General features: G+C 40.9%; 13 protein-coding genes. 4 read left to right on the forward strand and 9 right to left on the reverse strand.

Annotated elements, in window-relative coordinates; genetic code table 11:
* Positions 1 to 341: 341 nt before the first annotated feature.
* The 4 genes from ftsY to rnc are packed head-to-tail and all read right to left on the reverse strand — an operon-like array spanning position 342 to position 6,849.
* Positions 342 to 1,700 carry a signal recognition particle-docking protein FtsY gene (gene ftsY / locus KQI58_RS02140; RefSeq protein ID WP_216406082.1) on the reverse strand — a complete coding sequence of 453 codons (1,359 nt, stop codon included), beginning with the start codon at positions 1,698 to 1,700 and terminating at the stop codon, positions 342 to 344.
* 12 nt (positions 1,701 to 1,712) lie between these two features.
* Positions 1,713 to 2,528, reverse strand: coding sequence for a Cof-type HAD-IIB family hydrolase (locus KQI58_RS02145; protein WP_216406084.1), 816 nt, complete (start codon positions 2,526 to 2,528; stop codon positions 1,713 to 1,715).
* Positions 2,525 to 6,118, reverse strand: a complete 3,594-nt coding sequence (gene smc / locus KQI58_RS02150; protein WP_216406086.1) for a chromosome segregation protein SMC — start codon at positions 6,116 to 6,118, stop codon at positions 2,525 to 2,527. Before smc ends, KQI58_RS02145 begins: the two co-directional genes overlap by 4 nt.
* Positions 6,119 to 6,153: 35 nt before the next feature.
* A complete protein-coding gene (gene rnc, locus KQI58_RS02155) occupies positions 6,154 to 6,849 on the reverse strand; it encodes a ribonuclease III (protein WP_216406088.1) in 696 nt (231 codons plus the stop codon).
* A 167-nt stretch (positions 6,850 to 7,016) separates the two neighbouring features.
* On the opposite strand from rnc, the gene KQI58_RS02160 reads away from it, so the two are divergent.
* Together KQI58_RS02160 and KQI58_RS02165 are read left to right on the forward strand one after the other, a co-directional pair.
* Positions 7,017 to 7,520 carry a cysteine hydrolase family protein gene (locus tag KQI58_RS02160; RefSeq protein ID WP_216406090.1) on the forward strand — a complete coding sequence of 168 codons (504 nt, stop codon included), beginning with the start codon at positions 7,017 to 7,019 and terminating at the stop codon, positions 7,518 to 7,520.
* 43 nt (positions 7,521 to 7,563) lie between these two features.
* On the forward strand, positions 7,564 to 8,169 hold the full coding sequence (locus KQI58_RS02165) for an HAD family hydrolase (RefSeq protein ID WP_216406092.1): 606 nt from the start codon (positions 7,564 to 7,566) through the stop codon (positions 8,167 to 8,169).
* A 51-nt stretch (positions 8,170 to 8,220) separates the two neighbouring features.
* Here KQI58_RS02165 and acpP read toward each other — a convergent pair whose 3' ends face one another.
* The 5 genes from acpP to KQI58_RS02190 form a co-directional block, all read right to left on the reverse strand.
* Positions 8,221 to 8,466, reverse strand: coding sequence for an acyl carrier protein (gene acpP, locus KQI58_RS02170; RefSeq protein WP_034875629.1), 246 nt, complete (start codon positions 8,464 to 8,466; stop codon positions 8,221 to 8,223).
* A 116-nt stretch (positions 8,467 to 8,582) separates the two neighbouring features.
* Positions 8,583 to 9,584 carry a phosphate acyltransferase PlsX gene (gene plsX / locus KQI58_RS02175; protein ID WP_216406094.1) on the reverse strand — a complete coding sequence of 334 codons (1,002 nt, stop codon included), beginning with the start codon at positions 9,582 to 9,584 and terminating at the stop codon, positions 8,583 to 8,585.
* Positions 9,585 to 9,834: 250 nt separating this feature from the next.
* On the reverse strand, positions 9,835 to 11,868 hold the full coding sequence (gene recG, locus KQI58_RS02180) for an ATP-dependent DNA helicase RecG (protein WP_216406096.1): 2,034 nt from the start codon (positions 11,866 to 11,868) through the stop codon (positions 9,835 to 9,837).
* A gap of 139 nt (positions 11,869 to 12,007) precedes the next feature.
* Entirely contained in the window at positions 12,008 to 13,690 is a 1,683-nt protein-coding gene (locus tag KQI58_RS02185) for a DAK2 domain-containing protein (RefSeq protein WP_216406098.1), read from the reverse strand.
* A gap of 29 nt (positions 13,691 to 13,719) precedes the next feature.
* On the reverse strand, positions 13,720 to 14,082 hold the full coding sequence (locus KQI58_RS02190) for an Asp23/Gls24 family envelope stress response protein (RefSeq protein WP_010742791.1): 363 nt from the start codon (positions 14,080 to 14,082) through the stop codon (positions 13,720 to 13,722).
* A 322-nt stretch (positions 14,083 to 14,404) separates the two neighbouring features.
* Here KQI58_RS02190 and rpmB point away from each other — a divergent pair, with 322 nt between their 5' ends.
* Positions 14,405 to 14,593, forward strand: a complete 189-nt coding sequence (rpmB, locus tag KQI58_RS02195) for a 50S ribosomal protein L28 (protein ID WP_010747188.1) — start codon at positions 14,405 to 14,407, stop codon at positions 14,591 to 14,593.
* Between the two features lie 367 nt (positions 14,594 to 14,960).
* Positions 14,961 to 17,555 carry a YfhO family protein gene (locus KQI58_RS02200; RefSeq protein WP_216406100.1) on the forward strand — a complete coding sequence of 865 codons (2,595 nt, stop codon included), beginning with the start codon at positions 14,961 to 14,963 and terminating at the stop codon, positions 17,553 to 17,555.
* The last annotated feature ends 38 nt before the right edge of the window (positions 17,556 to 17,593 follow it).

Consider the following 17,593-nt stretch of genomic DNA (forward strand, 5'->3'; position numbering starts at 1 on the left):
AAAAAATCATTTTACGTTTTTTATTAAAAGGAATGGAGGCCTAGCTTATGCAGGAAAAAAATCAACCAATGATAAACGATCCCTCTCATCTAAGTCAGAAGAATGAGTCCAAAGAATTTGTAATGTTGCGCCCACATCGTCAACACCAATTTCATTGCGACGATATCCAGAAGATAATGGACGCGAATGCACGGCAAAACAAGGTCAGTCTACACGTTCCACCTTACTTTCAAGAAAAGCACTAACTCATTTTGCTAAACAGCTAATCATCATTTGTAACTAACATCTATACTTTAAAAATGGTAAAAAGAACTGTTGAGTCTACCTCAACAGTTCTTTTTTTACTCTTCTTGCAATAATCCTTTAAACAGGCCGACTGCGAAATCATTTGGGTTAAAAGCTTCCAGATCATTTAAACCTTCACCTAGACCTACTAATTTAACAGGCAAATGCAATTCATTACGAATTGCCAAAACAATACCGCCCTTTGCTGTGCCATCCAATTTCGTCAAGACCAAACCAGTAACGTCCGTTGTTTCTTTAAATTGTCGTGCTTGAACTAGCGCATTTTGTCCTGTCGTCGCGTCTACGACCAGTAACACTTCATGAGGAGCTGATGGAAACTCTCTTTGAATGACGCGTTTGATTTTCTCCAGCTCGTTCATTAAATTGACTTTATTCTGTAATCGTCCTGCAGTATCAATCAGCAGAATATCATAATTTTCATTCTTAGCTTTATCAACGGCATCAAATACTACAGCTGCTGGATCACCACCGGCATTGCCGCGAACAACCTCAACACCTGAACGCTGTCCCCAAACAACTAATTGATCGATCGCACCTGCACGGAACGTATCCGCTGCAGCCAGTAAGACTTTCTTGCCTTCGTTTTTGTATTGGTTCGCTAATTTTCCGATACTGGTAGTTTTCCCAGTCCCATTCACACCCACGAATAGAATCACACTCAATCCGTCGTTTTGCAGATTAATTGCATTATTCTCGTTGATGCCTTCCGCTTCATAAATATCGACCAATTTCTCAATGATGACATTTTGAACTTGCGACGGTTTCTTAGCATTTTTCAGCTTAACCTCTTGCCGCAATGAATCCGTTAGTTTGATAGCAGTATCAAAACCAACATCGGCACCGATCAAGGTTTCTTCCAAATCTTCGAAGAAATCCTCATCCACTCGGCGGAAACGAGCAAATAACTCATTCATTCGTTCGCCAAATGATTTTCGAGTCTTCTCTAGACCTTTGTCGTATTTCTCTTGAACGGTTTCTTCCGGTTGCTCAGGTTCAGCAGGAACTATGTTTTCCGGTTCTGACGCTATAACTTCTATCGTTTCAGATTCTGTTTTCGGTTCTATAGGTGTGGATTCAATTTCTGTCTGTTCAACCTGTGCTTCTTCGCTGCCAATTGCTGAATCGACGGGCTCTTCTTTTACTTCTGATTCTTGTGTGGGCATTTCTTGCGGTGGAAGCTCCATTGATTCCTCGGTCTGCTCAGACGTTTCTTCCGCTTCCTCATCTGTATCAACAGTGGATTCTTCACTGCTTGATGTTTCTACTACTTCCTCTGTTTCTACCTCATCGCCGTTCTCGGAGGCTGATTGATCTTTAACGACTTCTTCTTGCTTTTCAGGTTCTTCATTCTGTTCACCACTAAAGGCTTTTTTTATGCGGTCAAATAATCCCATGTAAAATCCCCCTTATTTCAATTCATCGAATACGAATTTTTGAATGGCATGTGCCACCCCATCCGCTTGATTCGTTCTAGTGACAAAATTGGCCGCCGATTTAACGCCGTCAGTAGCATTTTCCATCGCTACTCCCATACCAGCGTAATTGATCATGGATAAGTCATTGGCTTCATCACCTAAGGCCATCATTTCATTCGCTGCAATCCCAAGATGCTCCCCTAAAACAGAAAGACCAAAGGCTTTGGTCACACCTTTTGGCATAAACTCTAGTAAATTTGGCCGTGTTTTAAATATCTCAAAGCGCTCATATTCTTCTGCTGGGATCAACGCCATCTGCTGATCTAAATAATCCACATCCACAGCTGAGACAACTTTATTGTATAACGCGTCCTCTTTTAGTGCTTCTATTGTTTTCGAAACATAGGTCAAAGCCTTGTTCATCGTTGGATAGATTGAAGGATGAGCTGCTGCTGTCTCAAGCTGAAAGCATAAGGCATCTGATAAAACATCCATCGGTAAATCAATTTTTTCTAACAGCTGATGAATATGTTTTACATCTGCCAAATCCATTGCTGTTTTACCTAAAATCTCACCGGTATTGGTCTGGATCAACCCGCCGTTGAAAGTAATCGAGTAATCATCTGCATCAAGCAAGTTTAGCTCTGCTAAGTAATCCTTGATAGCGATCAAAGGGCGGCCTGTACAGATCACAATCTTTACACCGCGAGCTTTCGCTTTTGCCAATATTTCTTTATTTGTATCGGAGATTGTTTTAGCATCCGTCAATAGCGTGCCATCCAAGTCAATAGCGATTAATTTTATCATTTCCGAAGTTCCCCTTCCTTCACTTGAAATTTCCCATCTTCCTTCACTTCTTCAAGGCGCACTGAAATAATTTTCGAGACGCCGGATTCTTGCATTGTGACACCATAAAGCACATCTGCTGCTTCCATCGTTCCTTTACGGTGAGTAACCACAATAAATTGTGTATCGTTTTGAAAAGCACTCAGATAGCGACCAAAACGGGCAACATTTGCTTCATCCAACGCCGCTTCGACTTCGTCTAACACACAGAACGGGACGGGACGGACTTGGATGATCGAGAATAGTAACGCAATCGCCGTCAATGCCCGTTCACCACCAGAAAGTAGGGATAAACTTTGCAGTTTTTTACCTGGAGGTTGGGCTTCGATTTCGATCCCGGTATTCAATAAATCATCAGGGTCTGTCAATACTAATTCCGCTCGACCACCGCCAAACATATTCGGAAAAACGACATTGAATTTTTCACGTATTGCTTGGAAGGTTGTATAAAAACGAGTTTTAACTTCGTCATCCATCTCATCCATCGTTTCAAACAGCTGATCCTTCGCTGATAATAGGTCATCACGCTGGGTGGTCAAAAAATCATAACGTTCTTCCACTTGCTGGTATTGTTCGATGGCATTTAGGTTGACTGGTCCAAGTTTTTCAATAGCTTGCTTCAAGCGACTAACTTCCGTTTGCGCAACCTGCTGATCAATTTCAGGATCTGCCTGTGCTTCCGCACCTTCAAAAGTCAAACTATATTCTTCTTGCAAATACGCCAAAGCATTATCCAGTTTCAACTCGTAACGATTTTTTTGGACATCTGCTTGTGATTGACGTGCTAATAACTGCTTCTGCTCGCGATTGGCTTCAGTCAACTCACTATCTGCTTGATCCACTTGCTGCTGCAGACTTTGCCGCATTTCTTTCCAAACAGCCAGTTGCTCCCGCAAATGTTCCCGTGCTGTAGCTAATTCTGTCAAACGCTGGGTTAGACTTTCTTCTGATTCTTCATGATCCGATGAATCACTTGAAAGTGCTAGTAATTGATTTTCTAAGTTTACAATCTGATTCGTCAACTCGTTAATCTGTTCTTCAAAACCTAGTGCTTGCCGGTCTAAATACAACAGCCGTTCATCTAATACTGCATAGTCCGCCTGTAAGCGACTCAACTCTGCATTAATACTGGCACGCTTTTCTTCTAGCTGGTCGCTCTCTTCATTAAGCTGTTGGATTTCTTGATTAATCTTATCTTGCTGGGTTTTCAATTCGACTTGCTTAAACTCCAGCGTTTCTTTTTGTACTTGATAATCATTCAAGAAGCTTTCCAGCTCTTTCGCTTCATAAGAAAACAAGCTCTGTTCCTTTTGCAAACGTGTTAATTCCGTTGCAACACGTTCTTCACTACTTTGCGCTTCTTGATATGCCAACCGCGTCTGTTCACCTTGTGTTCGCAGTGTTTCTAAGCTTTCCGTCTGATCCGCAACCTTTGCTTGCAAATCACGGACAAATGCTTCTTTTGCCTGTAACGCCTGATTGATTTCTTCATAACGTTTGGTCCATTCAGCTAATTCGTGTCCTTGATTAAACAAATTCCCACGATTTCCTTGCTTTGTAGCACCACCTGTCATGGAACCACCGGCATTCATCACATCTCCATCTAAGGAAACCACACGAACTTGGTATCGCAGTTGACGAGCAAGCTGATTGGCACTATCAAGATCTCGAGCGATAACGATCGCACCTAACAGATTTTGCATAACAGGAGCAACATTTTCTGAAAAAGAAACCAGTTCACTGGCAATACCTAAAAAGCCGTCTACATCTTTGATTGCTTGATAGTGATGAGCCCCTAAACTACGTTGTTTAATCGTTGTTAACGGTAGAAAGGTGCCACGCCCGCTACGTTGTTTTTTCAAGAAGGTGATTCCCTGACGTGCATCCTTCTCATTTTCTACGATAATGTGCTGGGCCGATGCTCCTAAGGCCGTTTCGATCGCCAATGTATACTTTTCTGGAACCTCAATCAGTTCTGCTACTGCACCGACGATCCCGCTTAATTGTTCTTTGTGCTGTAAAACGCTGCGGACACCTTGATAAAAGCCGCTATAATTTTCCTGAATCTCTTGCAGGCTTTTTTGTCGCGCACGTGCTTGTTGAACCTGACTCATCATGTCATACATTAACTGCTGTTCTTTTTGCAATTGCTGCTGTGCCGCATTTTTTTCTTCTACTAAGCGACGATAGGTTTCTTGTTCTTCCGTCAACTGAGCTTCAAGCGTTTTAGTTTTCGTCTGCGCTGCACTCTGCTGCTCCGTCAATTCTTCTAGTTGATCTCGCAACGCTTCAAAGCGTGTCACGCTCTGTTGGTTCTTAGCAGTCTCTTGTGTGTATTGCCGTTCTAAATACTTTAATTCATTGCTGACATTTGCAGATTCTTGCATCAATTCAACATAAGTACCCCGCAAATCCTCCAAGAGTTCCTTTGGTGATTTTTTATATTTTTCCGCTTCATTCGTCAACTGCTGAATTTTTTCTTCTAAAGCGATCTTTTCAGTTTGCTTCAACGCCTGTTGCGCTTGAACTTCCTGTAAATTCGCTTGTGCATCGTCTTTTTTCTTACGTTGCTCATTCAAAGTTTCACGATATTCAGCGCTGGTCTTTTGCGTATTCTTTGAGCGTTCGCTTAATAATGCTTTTTGCCCTTCAGCCTGCTTCAACGCCTCGGATAAATGCAGCAATTGCTGCTGCCCAGTTTCCAGTTGCTCATCCAATGAACCGCGCTTTTCTCTCAACGTGCCTAACTGCTGTTCTGTTTGCTGGATAAAACGGCTTTTTTCTTCGACTGTTTTGGAGAGCTCTTCAAAATCTGTCTTCGCTGATTCCCAAGAATCGCGTGTCTGTTTAATCTTTGCAACTGTTAAACTGACATCCGTCACCGTTAATTCCTTTTTAAGCGCCAAAAACTCCTTGGCTGCTTCGCTTTGTGCAGCTAAAGGAGTCAGCTGATCTTCTAATTCATAAATGATATCCTGAACCCGGCTCAAATTATCTTCCGTTTCAAAAAGCTTCTGCTCCGCTTTGCGTTTTCGCTGCTTGTATTTCAAGACGCCGGCCGCTTCTTCAAAGATTCCCCGGCGATCTTCCGGCTTACTGGCAAATATCGCCTCGACTTTCCCCTGCGAAATAATCGAGAAGGATTCTTTCCCTAAACCAGAATCCATGAATAAATCTTGAATATCTTTCAAACGACAGGCTTTTTTATTTATGAAAAAATCACTTTCACCTGTTCGGCGATAACGTCTCGTCACACTAACTTCACTAAAGCCTAATGGTAAATAATTATCGGTATTATCCAATACTACCGTTACTTCGGCAATATTCAGCTGTTTTCGTGATTCTGAACCAGCAAAAATAATATCCGGCATCTTGCCGCCACGTAAACTTTTTGCCGATTGTTCTCCGAGTACCCAGCGAATTGCTTCAGTGATATTACTTTTTCCGCTGCCGTTTGGCCCAATGACCGCTGTCACGCCTTCTTCAAATTCGATCTTGGTACGATCAGCAAAAGATTTAAAGCCAGCGATCTCAATTCGTTTTAAATACAAAATGTTCCTCCTAAAATTTTCCCAGGAAATATAAACTAATTTGCAGCGATCTTAATCAATGCTTTTTCCGCCGCATCTTGCTCTGCTAGTTTTTTCGATTTACCTTGTCCTGAACCGATCAAACGATCATCCGCATATACATCAATTGTAAAAATCCGTTCGTGAGCCGGACCTTCTTCATTGACTAAACGATAATCGATCGTCACATCTCCGCTTTTTTGCAACACTTCCTGCAGGCGCGTCTTGTGATCCATTTCCCGCGTAAAAACACCCGCTTCAATTTTTGGAAAAACGACCGTTTGAATAAACTGCAACGCCACGTCGTAGCCTTGGTCCAAATATAAAGCCCCTAAGAAGGCTTCGAATAAATCACACAACAACGCTGCACGATCACGCCCGCCAGAATTTTCTTCGCCCTTGCCTAACATAATATAGTGATCAAAATGACATTCCTTCGCAAATTTCGATAAGCTTTCTTCTCGAACGATTGCCGAACGCAAACGTGTCAAACGTCCTTCCGGCAAGTTTGGGTAGTGGTGATACAAATAGTCCGATACTTGAATTTCTAAGACAGCGTCCCCTAAAAATTCTAACCGTTCATTATCTGAAATATTCATATTACGGTGTTCATTCACGTATGATGAGTGGGTAAACGCCTGTTCCAATAAGTTCACATCGTGAAAGACGATGTCGTAGTTTTCTTTCAATTCATTGATCAACTGTGTATCCATGGGCTCATTCCTTTTTTTGAGATTTCCATCACGCTCTATTATACTGTTTTTTCTGTGAATTTTAAATCAGAAGTCGTTATAGTAAGAAATTTTCAAAGATTCAACAAACTTTTCTCTTCTTACATCTAAAAAATGCTAAAGTAGAGAAAACAACCGGAGGAATTTCGATGGAAAATCTTTCTGACGCACTATTAATTATTGATTTACAAAAGGGTGTTTGCTTTGATGGAGAAACGATCAACCATTTTTCTGAGTTAATTACTACTATCAATCTGCGCATCCAGCGTTACCGAGAACAAAATAAAATGATCCTCTTTGTTCAGCATTGTGACGAAGACTTGGTTCCACATTCAGAAACCTGGGAAATCGTAGAGGAACTTGATCGCAAACCGAACGATCTTATGATTCAGAAGACACATGCAAATTCCTTTTATCATACCGATCTACAAGAAATCTTACAGCAGAAAAACATCACCAGCTTGGAAATCTGTGGCGCTCAAACCCAGTACTGTATTGACGCTACTGTAAAATTTGCTCACGGCTTAGGCTACCAATTAACCATGCTGAAAAACGGAACAACTACCTACGACAATGATTTTCTCTCTGCTGAAGCGACCATCGCTTTTTACGAAAATATTTGGAATAACCGTTTTTTGCAGCTTGTTCAATAAAAGGATTTTAATAGACGTTATCTACTTGTTAGGAGGGCTTTGAATGATAAAAAATATTGTGTTTGATTTAGGAAATGTTTTAGTTGATTTTGATCCACCACGTTTTGTCATGGAAAAAACTGAAGATAAGGATCAACAAAAGATGCTTATGTCCGAAATTTTTGGTTCTGTGGACTGGCTGCGTTTCGATAAGGGAACGATGAATCGGGAGGAGCTTTTAACCTCCGCAAAATTACGACTTCCAAAAGAATTACATGCTATCGCCAAAGACTTGCTGGACACTTGGTATATCGGGCTGAATGCTATACCACAAATGGAGGAACTTCCTAAACGGTTGAAGGAAAAAGGTTTGTCTCTTTATATCCTTTCAAATGCCCCGCAGGATTATTATCTTTATGAAGATAAGGTCCCTAGTCACAGTATTTTTGATGGCATCTTTATTTCCTCAGATTGGAAATTATCTAAGCCTGAGCATCAAATCTTCCGGACCTTTTACAGCCATTTCCGCTTAAATCCTGCCGAATGCTATTTCATCGATGATTCAGCGGCGAATATCTTAGCCGCTGAAGAAACTGGGATGGACGGTTTTCACTTTAAAAGAAATTATTCTGCATTAGAAAGAGAATTGACTGCTCTTGGGATTTTATAGTGGTCTTAAACAAAAAGGTGCGCCGGCAAATTGCCGGTGCACCTTTTTTCGTTAAGCTTGGTTGTTTTCCATAATGTAATCAACTGCAGCTCCAACTGTTTCAATTTTTTCAGCGTCTTCGTCAGAAATTTCTGTTCCGAATTCATCTTCTAATTCCAAAACAAATTCCATGATACTGATTGAGTCTGCATTTAAATCGTCTTTGATACTCAATTCAACCGTCACTTTATCTTTATCGATTTCAAAGTGATTTGAAATTATTTCAGCAACTTTGCTAAATACTTCTTCACGAGTCAACAACATTCACCTCCACCTGATCAACTATTATTCGTCTATGTTTTACCAGAAGGTCACAGTTCATTTTACTGATGTTTGATTGCTTTGTCTACCTTTTTCACGAAATTGGCGTGGCCTTATTCACCTTTAGGTGTTTCAAAAAACTGGACCAATTGCCCAACAACGTTCGTATCTAACATCGTGTGGATTTGATCGATCGTATTCGCTACAGCTTCAGGACCAGTAGAACCATGGGTTTTGATTACTGGCGCTTTAAGACCAAATAGAACCGCACCACCATGAGAAGAATAGTCCAATTTATCTTTTAGCCCATATAAAGTATCCTTCAACATAAGCGCACCCATTTTGCCTTTGACTCCAGCATCATTGATACTGCCTTTAATCAAGCTCATCAAGCCCATAGCTGTTCCTTCAATCGTTTTTAACACCGCATTTCCAGTAAACCCGTCTGTTACTACGACATCGGCAGCACCATTTAACAGTTCACGTGCTTCAACATTACCAATAAAGTTGATACTCTCTTCTGCTTTTAAAAGTTTGTAGGCTTCTTTCGTTAACTCGCTGCCCTTGGTTTCTTCTGTACCATTGTTCAATAATCCAACGCGGGGATTTTCAATTCCGCGAACATGCTTCGCATAAAATGATCCTAAAATTGCATATTGATGGATATGCTCTGCTTTATTTTCTGCATTTGCACCCAAATCAAGCATATCAAAACCGCTATCCCCATTTAAAACTGGCAATGTAGACATCAGACCTGGACGTTCGATCCCTTTGATTCGTCCCACTACAAACAAACCAGCAGCTAATAGCGCCCCCGTATTTCCTGCTGAAAAGATCGCATCCGCTTTGCCTTCTTTGACTGCTTGAGCAGCTAAAACCATCGAAGCGTTTTTCTTGCGACGGATCGCTTTAACAGGCTCATCATCACTATTGATCTTTTCATCCGTATGAATGATCGTAATATTCTTTTCATTTGTTATATATTGACGAATCGCGTCTTCTTTTCCATATAGTTGAAATTCAATTTCCGGATGATTCTTTTGGGCTAACATTACACCTTCCACGATCGCTTTTGGTGCAAAATCGCCACCCATTGCGTCTACAGCAATTTTCATGAGAAAAATCTCTCCTTTTTCGTTTTAATGTATTTATTTTTCTTTTTGAAAAATAATTCTGATTCTCAAGCCGTATACTATTCCTCTATTGTGCTAAAGCACAAAGGGGAACTAGCATCCTTTTTCGTTTTAATGTATTTTTTTTTTCTAGAAAATAAGTCTGAGTTTTAAGTCGTATATCCGCCAGCTTCTCCGATAAAAACAGGGCATAAGACTAACTGCTCTTTAATTTTTCTACAGTATAGCACACTCAATCGAAATATGTTTCCCCAGTTTCAGCAGGCTTCAATGCTGCTGCTAATGGTGCAAAGGCTGGCTGCTGACGCCAGTTTTCAACTTGCCAAATTTGATTGGCTTCATCTCGTGCCACTTCTAAGACATTCGCATCATTTACCAGATCAGCGATCAAGAATTGCGGTAATCCTGATTGACGGAAGCCAAAAACCTCACCAGGTCCACGTAATTCTAAATCTTTTTCACTCAATACAAACCCATTGTTAGTTTCAGTCATGATTTTCATGCGCTCTTTACCCATGTCATTTTTGGGGCTTGCTACCAATATACAATAAGAAGCATCCGAACCGCGTCCGACCCGTCCCCGTAATTGGTGCAACTGAGCTAATCCAAAACGATCTGCATCCATAATAAACAATACCGTAGCATTGGGTACATTAACGCCAACTTCGATGACCGTCGTTGATACTAATATCTGACTTTGATTCTCTTTGAATTCTTCCATGATTGTTTCTTTTTCCGCATTCTTCATTTTTCCATGCAGCAAACTGACTTGATAAGTAGGGGCATAGTATTCCTTCAAATGCTCATAAATTTCTGTCGCATTTTTCACATCCAATGCTTCCGACTCTTCAATCAGAGGACAAATCACATACAACTGGTGTCCCGCCTGCAATTCTTGCTTCGCCCAATCCAACGTATGCTCCAATTGCTTCGGCTTGATCCAACTGGTTTTGACAGGTATCCGCCCTGCCGGCATTTGGTCGATAATCGAAACGTCCATTTCGCCGTAAGCAGTGATTGCCAGCGTTCGGGGGATTGGCGTTGCAGTCATAAATAAAACGTCTGGATGGAGTCCTTTTTCTCGCAAGACGCGTCGCTGGTTCACACCGAAACGATGCTGTTCGTCTGTAATGACCAACCCTAAATTCGCAAACTGTACATCATCTTGGATCAACGCATGGGTCCCAATCACCACATCGATTTCTCCATTTTGCAACCCAGCTAAAATGGCACGCCGCTCTTTGATTTTGGTAGAACCAGTTAGTAAGGCCGTGGTCAGTTCTAATGGATCAAACAATTGGTTCAGACTTTCCAAGTGTTGCTGCGCCAAAATTTCTGTTGGCACCATCAACGCTCCTTGGAACCCAGCTGTCATGGTAGCATATAAGGCGATCGCCGCCACAACCGTCTTACCACTCCCAACGTCTCCTTGCAATAGACGTTGCATATGCTTCTTGCTGCGTAAGTCATAGCAAATCTCATTGGTCACACGTTTTTGGGCATCGGTCAGTTCAAAAGGTAGCTTCTGCGTAAATTGCTTCAAACGTTCTACATCATAACGGATCGCGATTCCATTCTTCTCGCTGCGTTCACTTTTCTTCAAGCCTTGCATCCGCATTTGAAAGAGGAAAAACTCTTCAAAAACCACTCGCCGTTTTGCCTGCTGATTTTCCTTTGGGTCTTTAGGAAAATGCATTGCCCGCATCGCTTGTTTCCGTGGCATCAAGCGATACTTTTCTAATAAATAATCTGGCAAGTTTTCTGTTACCTGATCGCCAAATTTTTCAAATCCTACTTTGATTAAATCGACTAAGGTACTTTGACGGATCGCCTTAGTCACGTGATAGATTGGCGCGTATTCTTCCGTCTGCTTACCACCTAAAATCTTCATTCCAGTCAGTGATTTCCGCTTGGCATCCCATTTTCCATAAACCGCCAGCTCTTCACCTACTTCGACTTTGTCTTTCAAATAGGGTTGATTGAAAAAGGAGATCATAAAGACCGCGTGATCCTGCATCATCCGAAACTGCAACCGGCTTTTTTTGTAGCCAAAACGACTAACCACTGGTGCCGAGACGATCACACCTTTTAATGTAACCTTTTCTTGGTCATTGATTTCTAATAAGTTTTTTTCCTGAATATCTTCATAACGAAAAGGATAGTAACTCAATAAGTCCTCGATCGTTACGATTCCTAAATCAGCTAACGTTTGTGCACGCTTAGGCCCCACACCCGGCAGCACCGATACAGATTCTTGAATCGGCATAAACAGCCTCCTTTCAATTAAAATACGTTTTTCAAATGCTAAGTTCTGTCTATCGACAATTATTTCGGAGATGAGGTAATCATTTTCCTAAAAAAACAGGAGCGAGCCAGATATTCTTGGCCCACTCCTTCCGACTTTTTTATTCTGCTGAAAGCAAGTATGGATAAACCGGTTGTTTTCCTTCGTGGATTTCAACCTCTAGGTCTGGATAGCTTGCTTCGATCGCTTCGCTTAATTTTTCAGCCTCGGCTTGTGTTCCTTCTTCACCAACAATGATCGTAATGATTTCGATATCCTCACTAATCATTTTGTTCAAAGTATCTAAAGTGGCTTGATACTTATCTGCTTCAGAAAGAATGATTTTCCCATCGACCATACCTAAGTAGTCACCTTCGTGGATTTCTACACCATCAATCGCTGTATCACGAATCGCATTCGTGATTTGACCACTAACAACAGAGTCCAGCATTTCAGTCATTGCTGTTTTATTTTCTTCCAAGCTTTGTTCTCCATTGAAGGCCAACATCGCTGTCATCCCTTGAGAGACTGTTTTGCTTGGAACCACTGCCACAGGAACCTCCGCAACTTCTGCTGCTTGATCGGCTGCCATAAAGATATTTTTATTATTCGGCAAAACGATTACTTGATCGGCATTGACCTCTTTGATCGCCTTTAAGATATCTTCTGTACTTGGGTTCATCGTTTGGCCGCCGCTGATTACGTAAGCTGCTCCTAGACTCTTGAATAACTCTTGAACACCTTCACCAGCAGCAATGGCAATCACTGCGTAGGGTTTGCGTTCTGCTGGAGCGGCCTCGAATTCAGCTACTTCTTCATCATGTTCTAAAATTGTTTCATGCTGTAAGCGCATATTATCGACTTTGACCTTGATCAAAGCACCAAATTTTTGTCCATAATTCATGACTTCCCCTGGATGCTCTGTATGCACGTGCACTTTGACAATCTCATCATCGTTAACAACTAATAACGAATCACCAATTCCATCCAAATAGTTACGGAAAGTATCGTAATCAAAGTTGCTATCAACAGTTGGCCCTTCGCCAAGACGAACCATAATTTCAGTACAATAACCAAACTTGATATCTTCTGTTGCTAATTGACCTTGCACACTGCGATGATGTTCGGCATTGACCATTTCATCCATTTCAGCCGGACTTGGTTCATACGTATCATCCGCTTGGAACTCACCGTTCAGCGCGTTTAAGAAGCCTTCATAGATAAACAATAAACCTTGACCACCACTATCGACTACGCCGACTTCTTTCAAAACAGGCAGCATGTCCGGTGTTTTATCTAATGCTTTCTTCCCATATTTGACAACAGCTGACATCACTTCAACGACATCATCCGTTTGTCTAGCTTTACGTTCACCAGCCTTCGCTGATTCACGTGCGACAGTCAAAATTGTTCCCTCTACAGGTTTCATGACTGCTTTATAAGCTGTTTCTACACCATGAACTAAGGCTTTCGCTAAATCCTCTGCATTTAATGTATCCACATCTAAGATCGCTTTAGAAAAGCCGCGGAATAATTGTGACAAGATAACGCCTGAGTTGCCCCGGGCTCCCATCAACAACCCTTTCGCTAAAACATTGGCTAGTTCACCAACTTTATCTGAAGCAGAGTTTACTACAGCAGTTGCACCGCTGGTCATCGATAGATTCATATTCGTCCCAGTATCCCCATCGGGAACGGGAAAAACGTTTAACGAATTGACATATTCTGCATTGACTTGCAGACGTTTAGCGCCAGCCTCAACCATTTCTTGGAATTGACTCGCGCTGATTTCTGTTACCTTCACTTACTTAGTCCTCCTTAAGAACGCTGCCTTTAGTCTGGCAGAACACGTACACCTTGAACATAGACATTCACTGAGTTGGCTGTAACCCCAAGCATCGTTTCCAAATTGTATTTCACTTTTTCTTGGACATTGCGCGATACTTCTGAGATCTTCGTGCCGTAGCTGACGATCGTGTAGACATCGACTGCGATCCCGTTCTCTTCTTGACGTACAACGACGCCGCGTGAATAATTTTCTTTTCTTAAAATCTCTGTGATATTGTCTTTGATTTGATTTTTGCTAGCCATACCGACGATACCAAACACGTCAGTAACTGCACCGCCGACAACCGTCGCGATGACGTCGTTTGAAATTTCGATCATACCAGTCTGTGTATTAATTTTCACAGCCATAGTTGTTAGCCTCCTTAAACAGGCCTAATGGCCCATTTTTTCTACTATAATAGTTTATCATAGCCCTATGACAAATAAAAGAAAGTTCCATTGCGATTTGCTGATAGGGCGCTCCCTGCTCGTCACAAATTTCTGCTAACTTTCTCGCATCAAAACTTTTGTTAAAAATTTTTACGCTAACAGAGTATAATTTACCTGCAAATCCTTAGAATGTCAATCTTTCTAAAAAAATTCACTTGCTAATCTTGTTAATTTGTGCTATTTTATTTTAGTATGAGCCAAAGAAGCGCTCCAATATCAAGGCTAAAGGAGGAAACTACACATGGCAAAAGTTTGCTATTTTACTGGTCGTAAAACAAGAAGTGCAAATAACCGTTCTCACGCTATGAACGCTACGAAACGTACTGTAAAACCTAATTTACAAAAAGTTCGCGTATTAGTGGACGGAAAACCTAAAAAAGTTTGGGTCTCAACTCGTGCTTTGAAATCTGGAAAAGTTGAGCGCGTTTAATATTATCCAATCAAATAATCAGCAAACCGTTCAATTACGAGCGGTTTTTTGTTTCTTCTGCTGTTTGTCTTTGCCAATACTTTAGTCCACTTAGGTGACTGTTATTCTTTCCTTGTTCTTAGAAAGAGTTGAACTGGCTGTAAGTTTCAAGCAAAAGAGATGTAAAACGACTATTTTGAACATAATTTATTAATTCTTTACATATCAAAGAGCCGATCGATTCGGCTCTTTTTTTGCCTGCTTATTTATAACTAAACAGGTTCATTTTTAAATTCTTAGCTTTGCTTTCACACCTCTTTCACATTATTTTCGGCACTTATATGGTAAAATTTGAATAGTCTGTTGAAAGAAGTTTGGTGATTTTTATATGAAGAACTACCTTAAAGAAAACCGTTGGTATTTACTGGCCAGCTTTTTCCTGCCATTTTTACTTATGGTAATTGTTTACTTGACGATCGGCATTTATCCCGGATCAAGCCGCAGTGTCTTAGCCAGCGATGCCTTTTCACAATTTTCGAATTTCCACGCAAGTTTTCGCAATATGCTTTTAGGTAAGCAAGGCTTTTTATATACCTGGAATGCCTCTATGGGATTAAATTATCTATCACTGGTTTCCTATTATCTCGGTGGTTTTTTTACTCCATTAGTAATTTTCTTTCCTAATCAGCTGATGCCTGATGCGTTGTATTTTCTAACGCTATTAAAAATCGGGGCTGCAGGATTAGCATTTTGGTTTTATGCGAAAGGTAGTTTCAAGCTGCCAAATTGGTCATGTGTGGCTTTAAGTACTACTTATGCGCTGATGTCTTTTGCTATTGCCCATTCAGAAATTATTATGTGGTTGGATGCGTTTGTCTATCTGCCTCTGATTATCTGGGGAATTAATCGGGTGATGGATCAGAAAAAACCGACCGTCCTATTTGTTTCCTATTTAATGTTGTTTTTGACCAGTTTTTATATGGGCTTTATGATTGGGGTCTTCTCGGTTCTCTATTTCATCGCCCGTTTGATTACCAATTGGAAAAGCTACAAAAAAAGTATTATTCCCTACGGCTTCACTTCGCTATTAGCTGGCTTTGCATCTATGATCATGATTTTACCGTCAATTCTAGACCTTCGTGCTAACGGTGAGGAATTGACACAAATCACGACCTTTAAAACAGAAGCGACAAGCTGGTGGGATTTTATTGCTAAGAACTTGGTTGGATCGTATGATACGACGAAATATGGTTCGATTCCTTTTATTTATATTGGACTTTTGCCATTAGCTTTCTGTCTATTTTTCTTTATCTGCAAAAAAATTCCGTGGAAAAATAAACTTGCTTATGGAGCAGTAGCCGCAATCTTGGTCGCAAGTTTTTACATCCAGCCAATGAATTTATTTTGGCATGGGATGCATGCACCAAATATGTTCCTATTCCGTTACGCCTACCTGCTCTCATTTTTAGTGATTACATTAGCTGCATGGGGATGGGAGAAACTAGATCGAGAAAATATTTTGCAATTAGTCGCTGCCTGTCTGATGCTGATCGCTCTCTTTGCGATTTTCTGGGGTATGAAGGGAAAAGACTACGATTATCTCAAAAATAGTTCCTTATATATTACACTTGGTTACTTGGCTGTCTATGCGCTGATTTTTACCGCACATCATTTCAATAAGATTCCGCTAAAAGCGTTAAGTATACTATTGCTGCTATTGATGTCTTCAGAGGCATTTATTAATAGTAGTTTTATGACACAAGGTATTTTAAAGGATTGGAATTATGCGTCGCGCAGCCTTTATACGGAGCCATATCCATCAATCAAAGCTTTAGTCGATGAAACGAAAAATGAGAATGATAGCTTTTATCGGCTGGAAAATCTGGACCCAGTTTCCTCCAACGATGCATTTAATTACGGCTACAGCGGCATCAGCATGTTTTCTTCAATCCGTAACCGTCATTCCTCCGGCTACATGGATCAAATAGGCTTCCGTTCTAGAGGAACTAGTTTAAATATCCGCTATCAAAATAACACGTTGTTGGCGGATGCTTTTACTGGAATCAAGTACAATATCGCTAAAACAAAAAAGCTAAATAAATATGGCTTTACAAAAACGAATAGCGTTGGCGAGTACAATCTCTTTGAGAATAATTACGCTTTGCCACTAGCCTTCACTGCACCGCAGAGCATCGATAAACTACAGGCTTCACCAAATGATAATCTAGGTACGCAAACACAATTATTTAACGCTTTATCGCAAGAACAGTTCCAGTACTTCCAGTTTTTACCGATTACGCAAATAGACACAAAAAATGCTAACGTCACTAACGCGGGGAATATTACAACAATTACCGAAAAACAAGGAAACGTGGCAAAAGACGTTACTTGGAAGGTTCAAGTTCCTGCAAATACACAAGCTTACCTGAGTCTCTATCCTTACGATTTCGCTGAATTAGAAAGCTCAACAGCGACCGTCACCGCTAACGGCCAAACGCGGCAAGCGCAAATTGGGATCAGCGGACAATATTATGATTTAGGCTATTACCAACAAGCAACGATGGTTACCTTTACTGCCAGCTTCTATGGAACAAAATCCATTAGCTTCCAGAATCCACAAGTTTTAGCTTTGGATACAGTCGCTTATCGACTAGCAGTAGATAAGATTAAAGATAACAGTGTAGACATGAAGGTTGGAAAACGCAGTGCTGAAGGAACTGTCAACGCCAAAAAAGCCCAAACATTGATCACGACCATTCCATATGATGAAGGCTGGTCTGCCAAAATCGATGGTAAAAAAGTCGAGACAAAAGCCTTCCAAAACGCTTTTGTCAGCATCCATGTACCAAAAGGCAAACACAAAGTAACTTTCAGTTACATCCCGAAAGGATTTATTGCCGGCGCTGTTTCCTTCATAATTGCTATCGGAATGTTTATTCTTTATCTACGTATGTTAAAACCAAAAAAAACACATCAGCATTAAGCAAAACAGGAGTCTCAACATGAGCCTCCTGTTTTTTT

The sequence above is a fragment of the Enterococcus raffinosus genome, from assembly GCF_018917525.1.
Classification (GTDB): Bacteria; Bacillota; Bacilli; order Lactobacillales; family Enterococcaceae; genus Enterococcus_A; species Enterococcus_A raffinosus_A.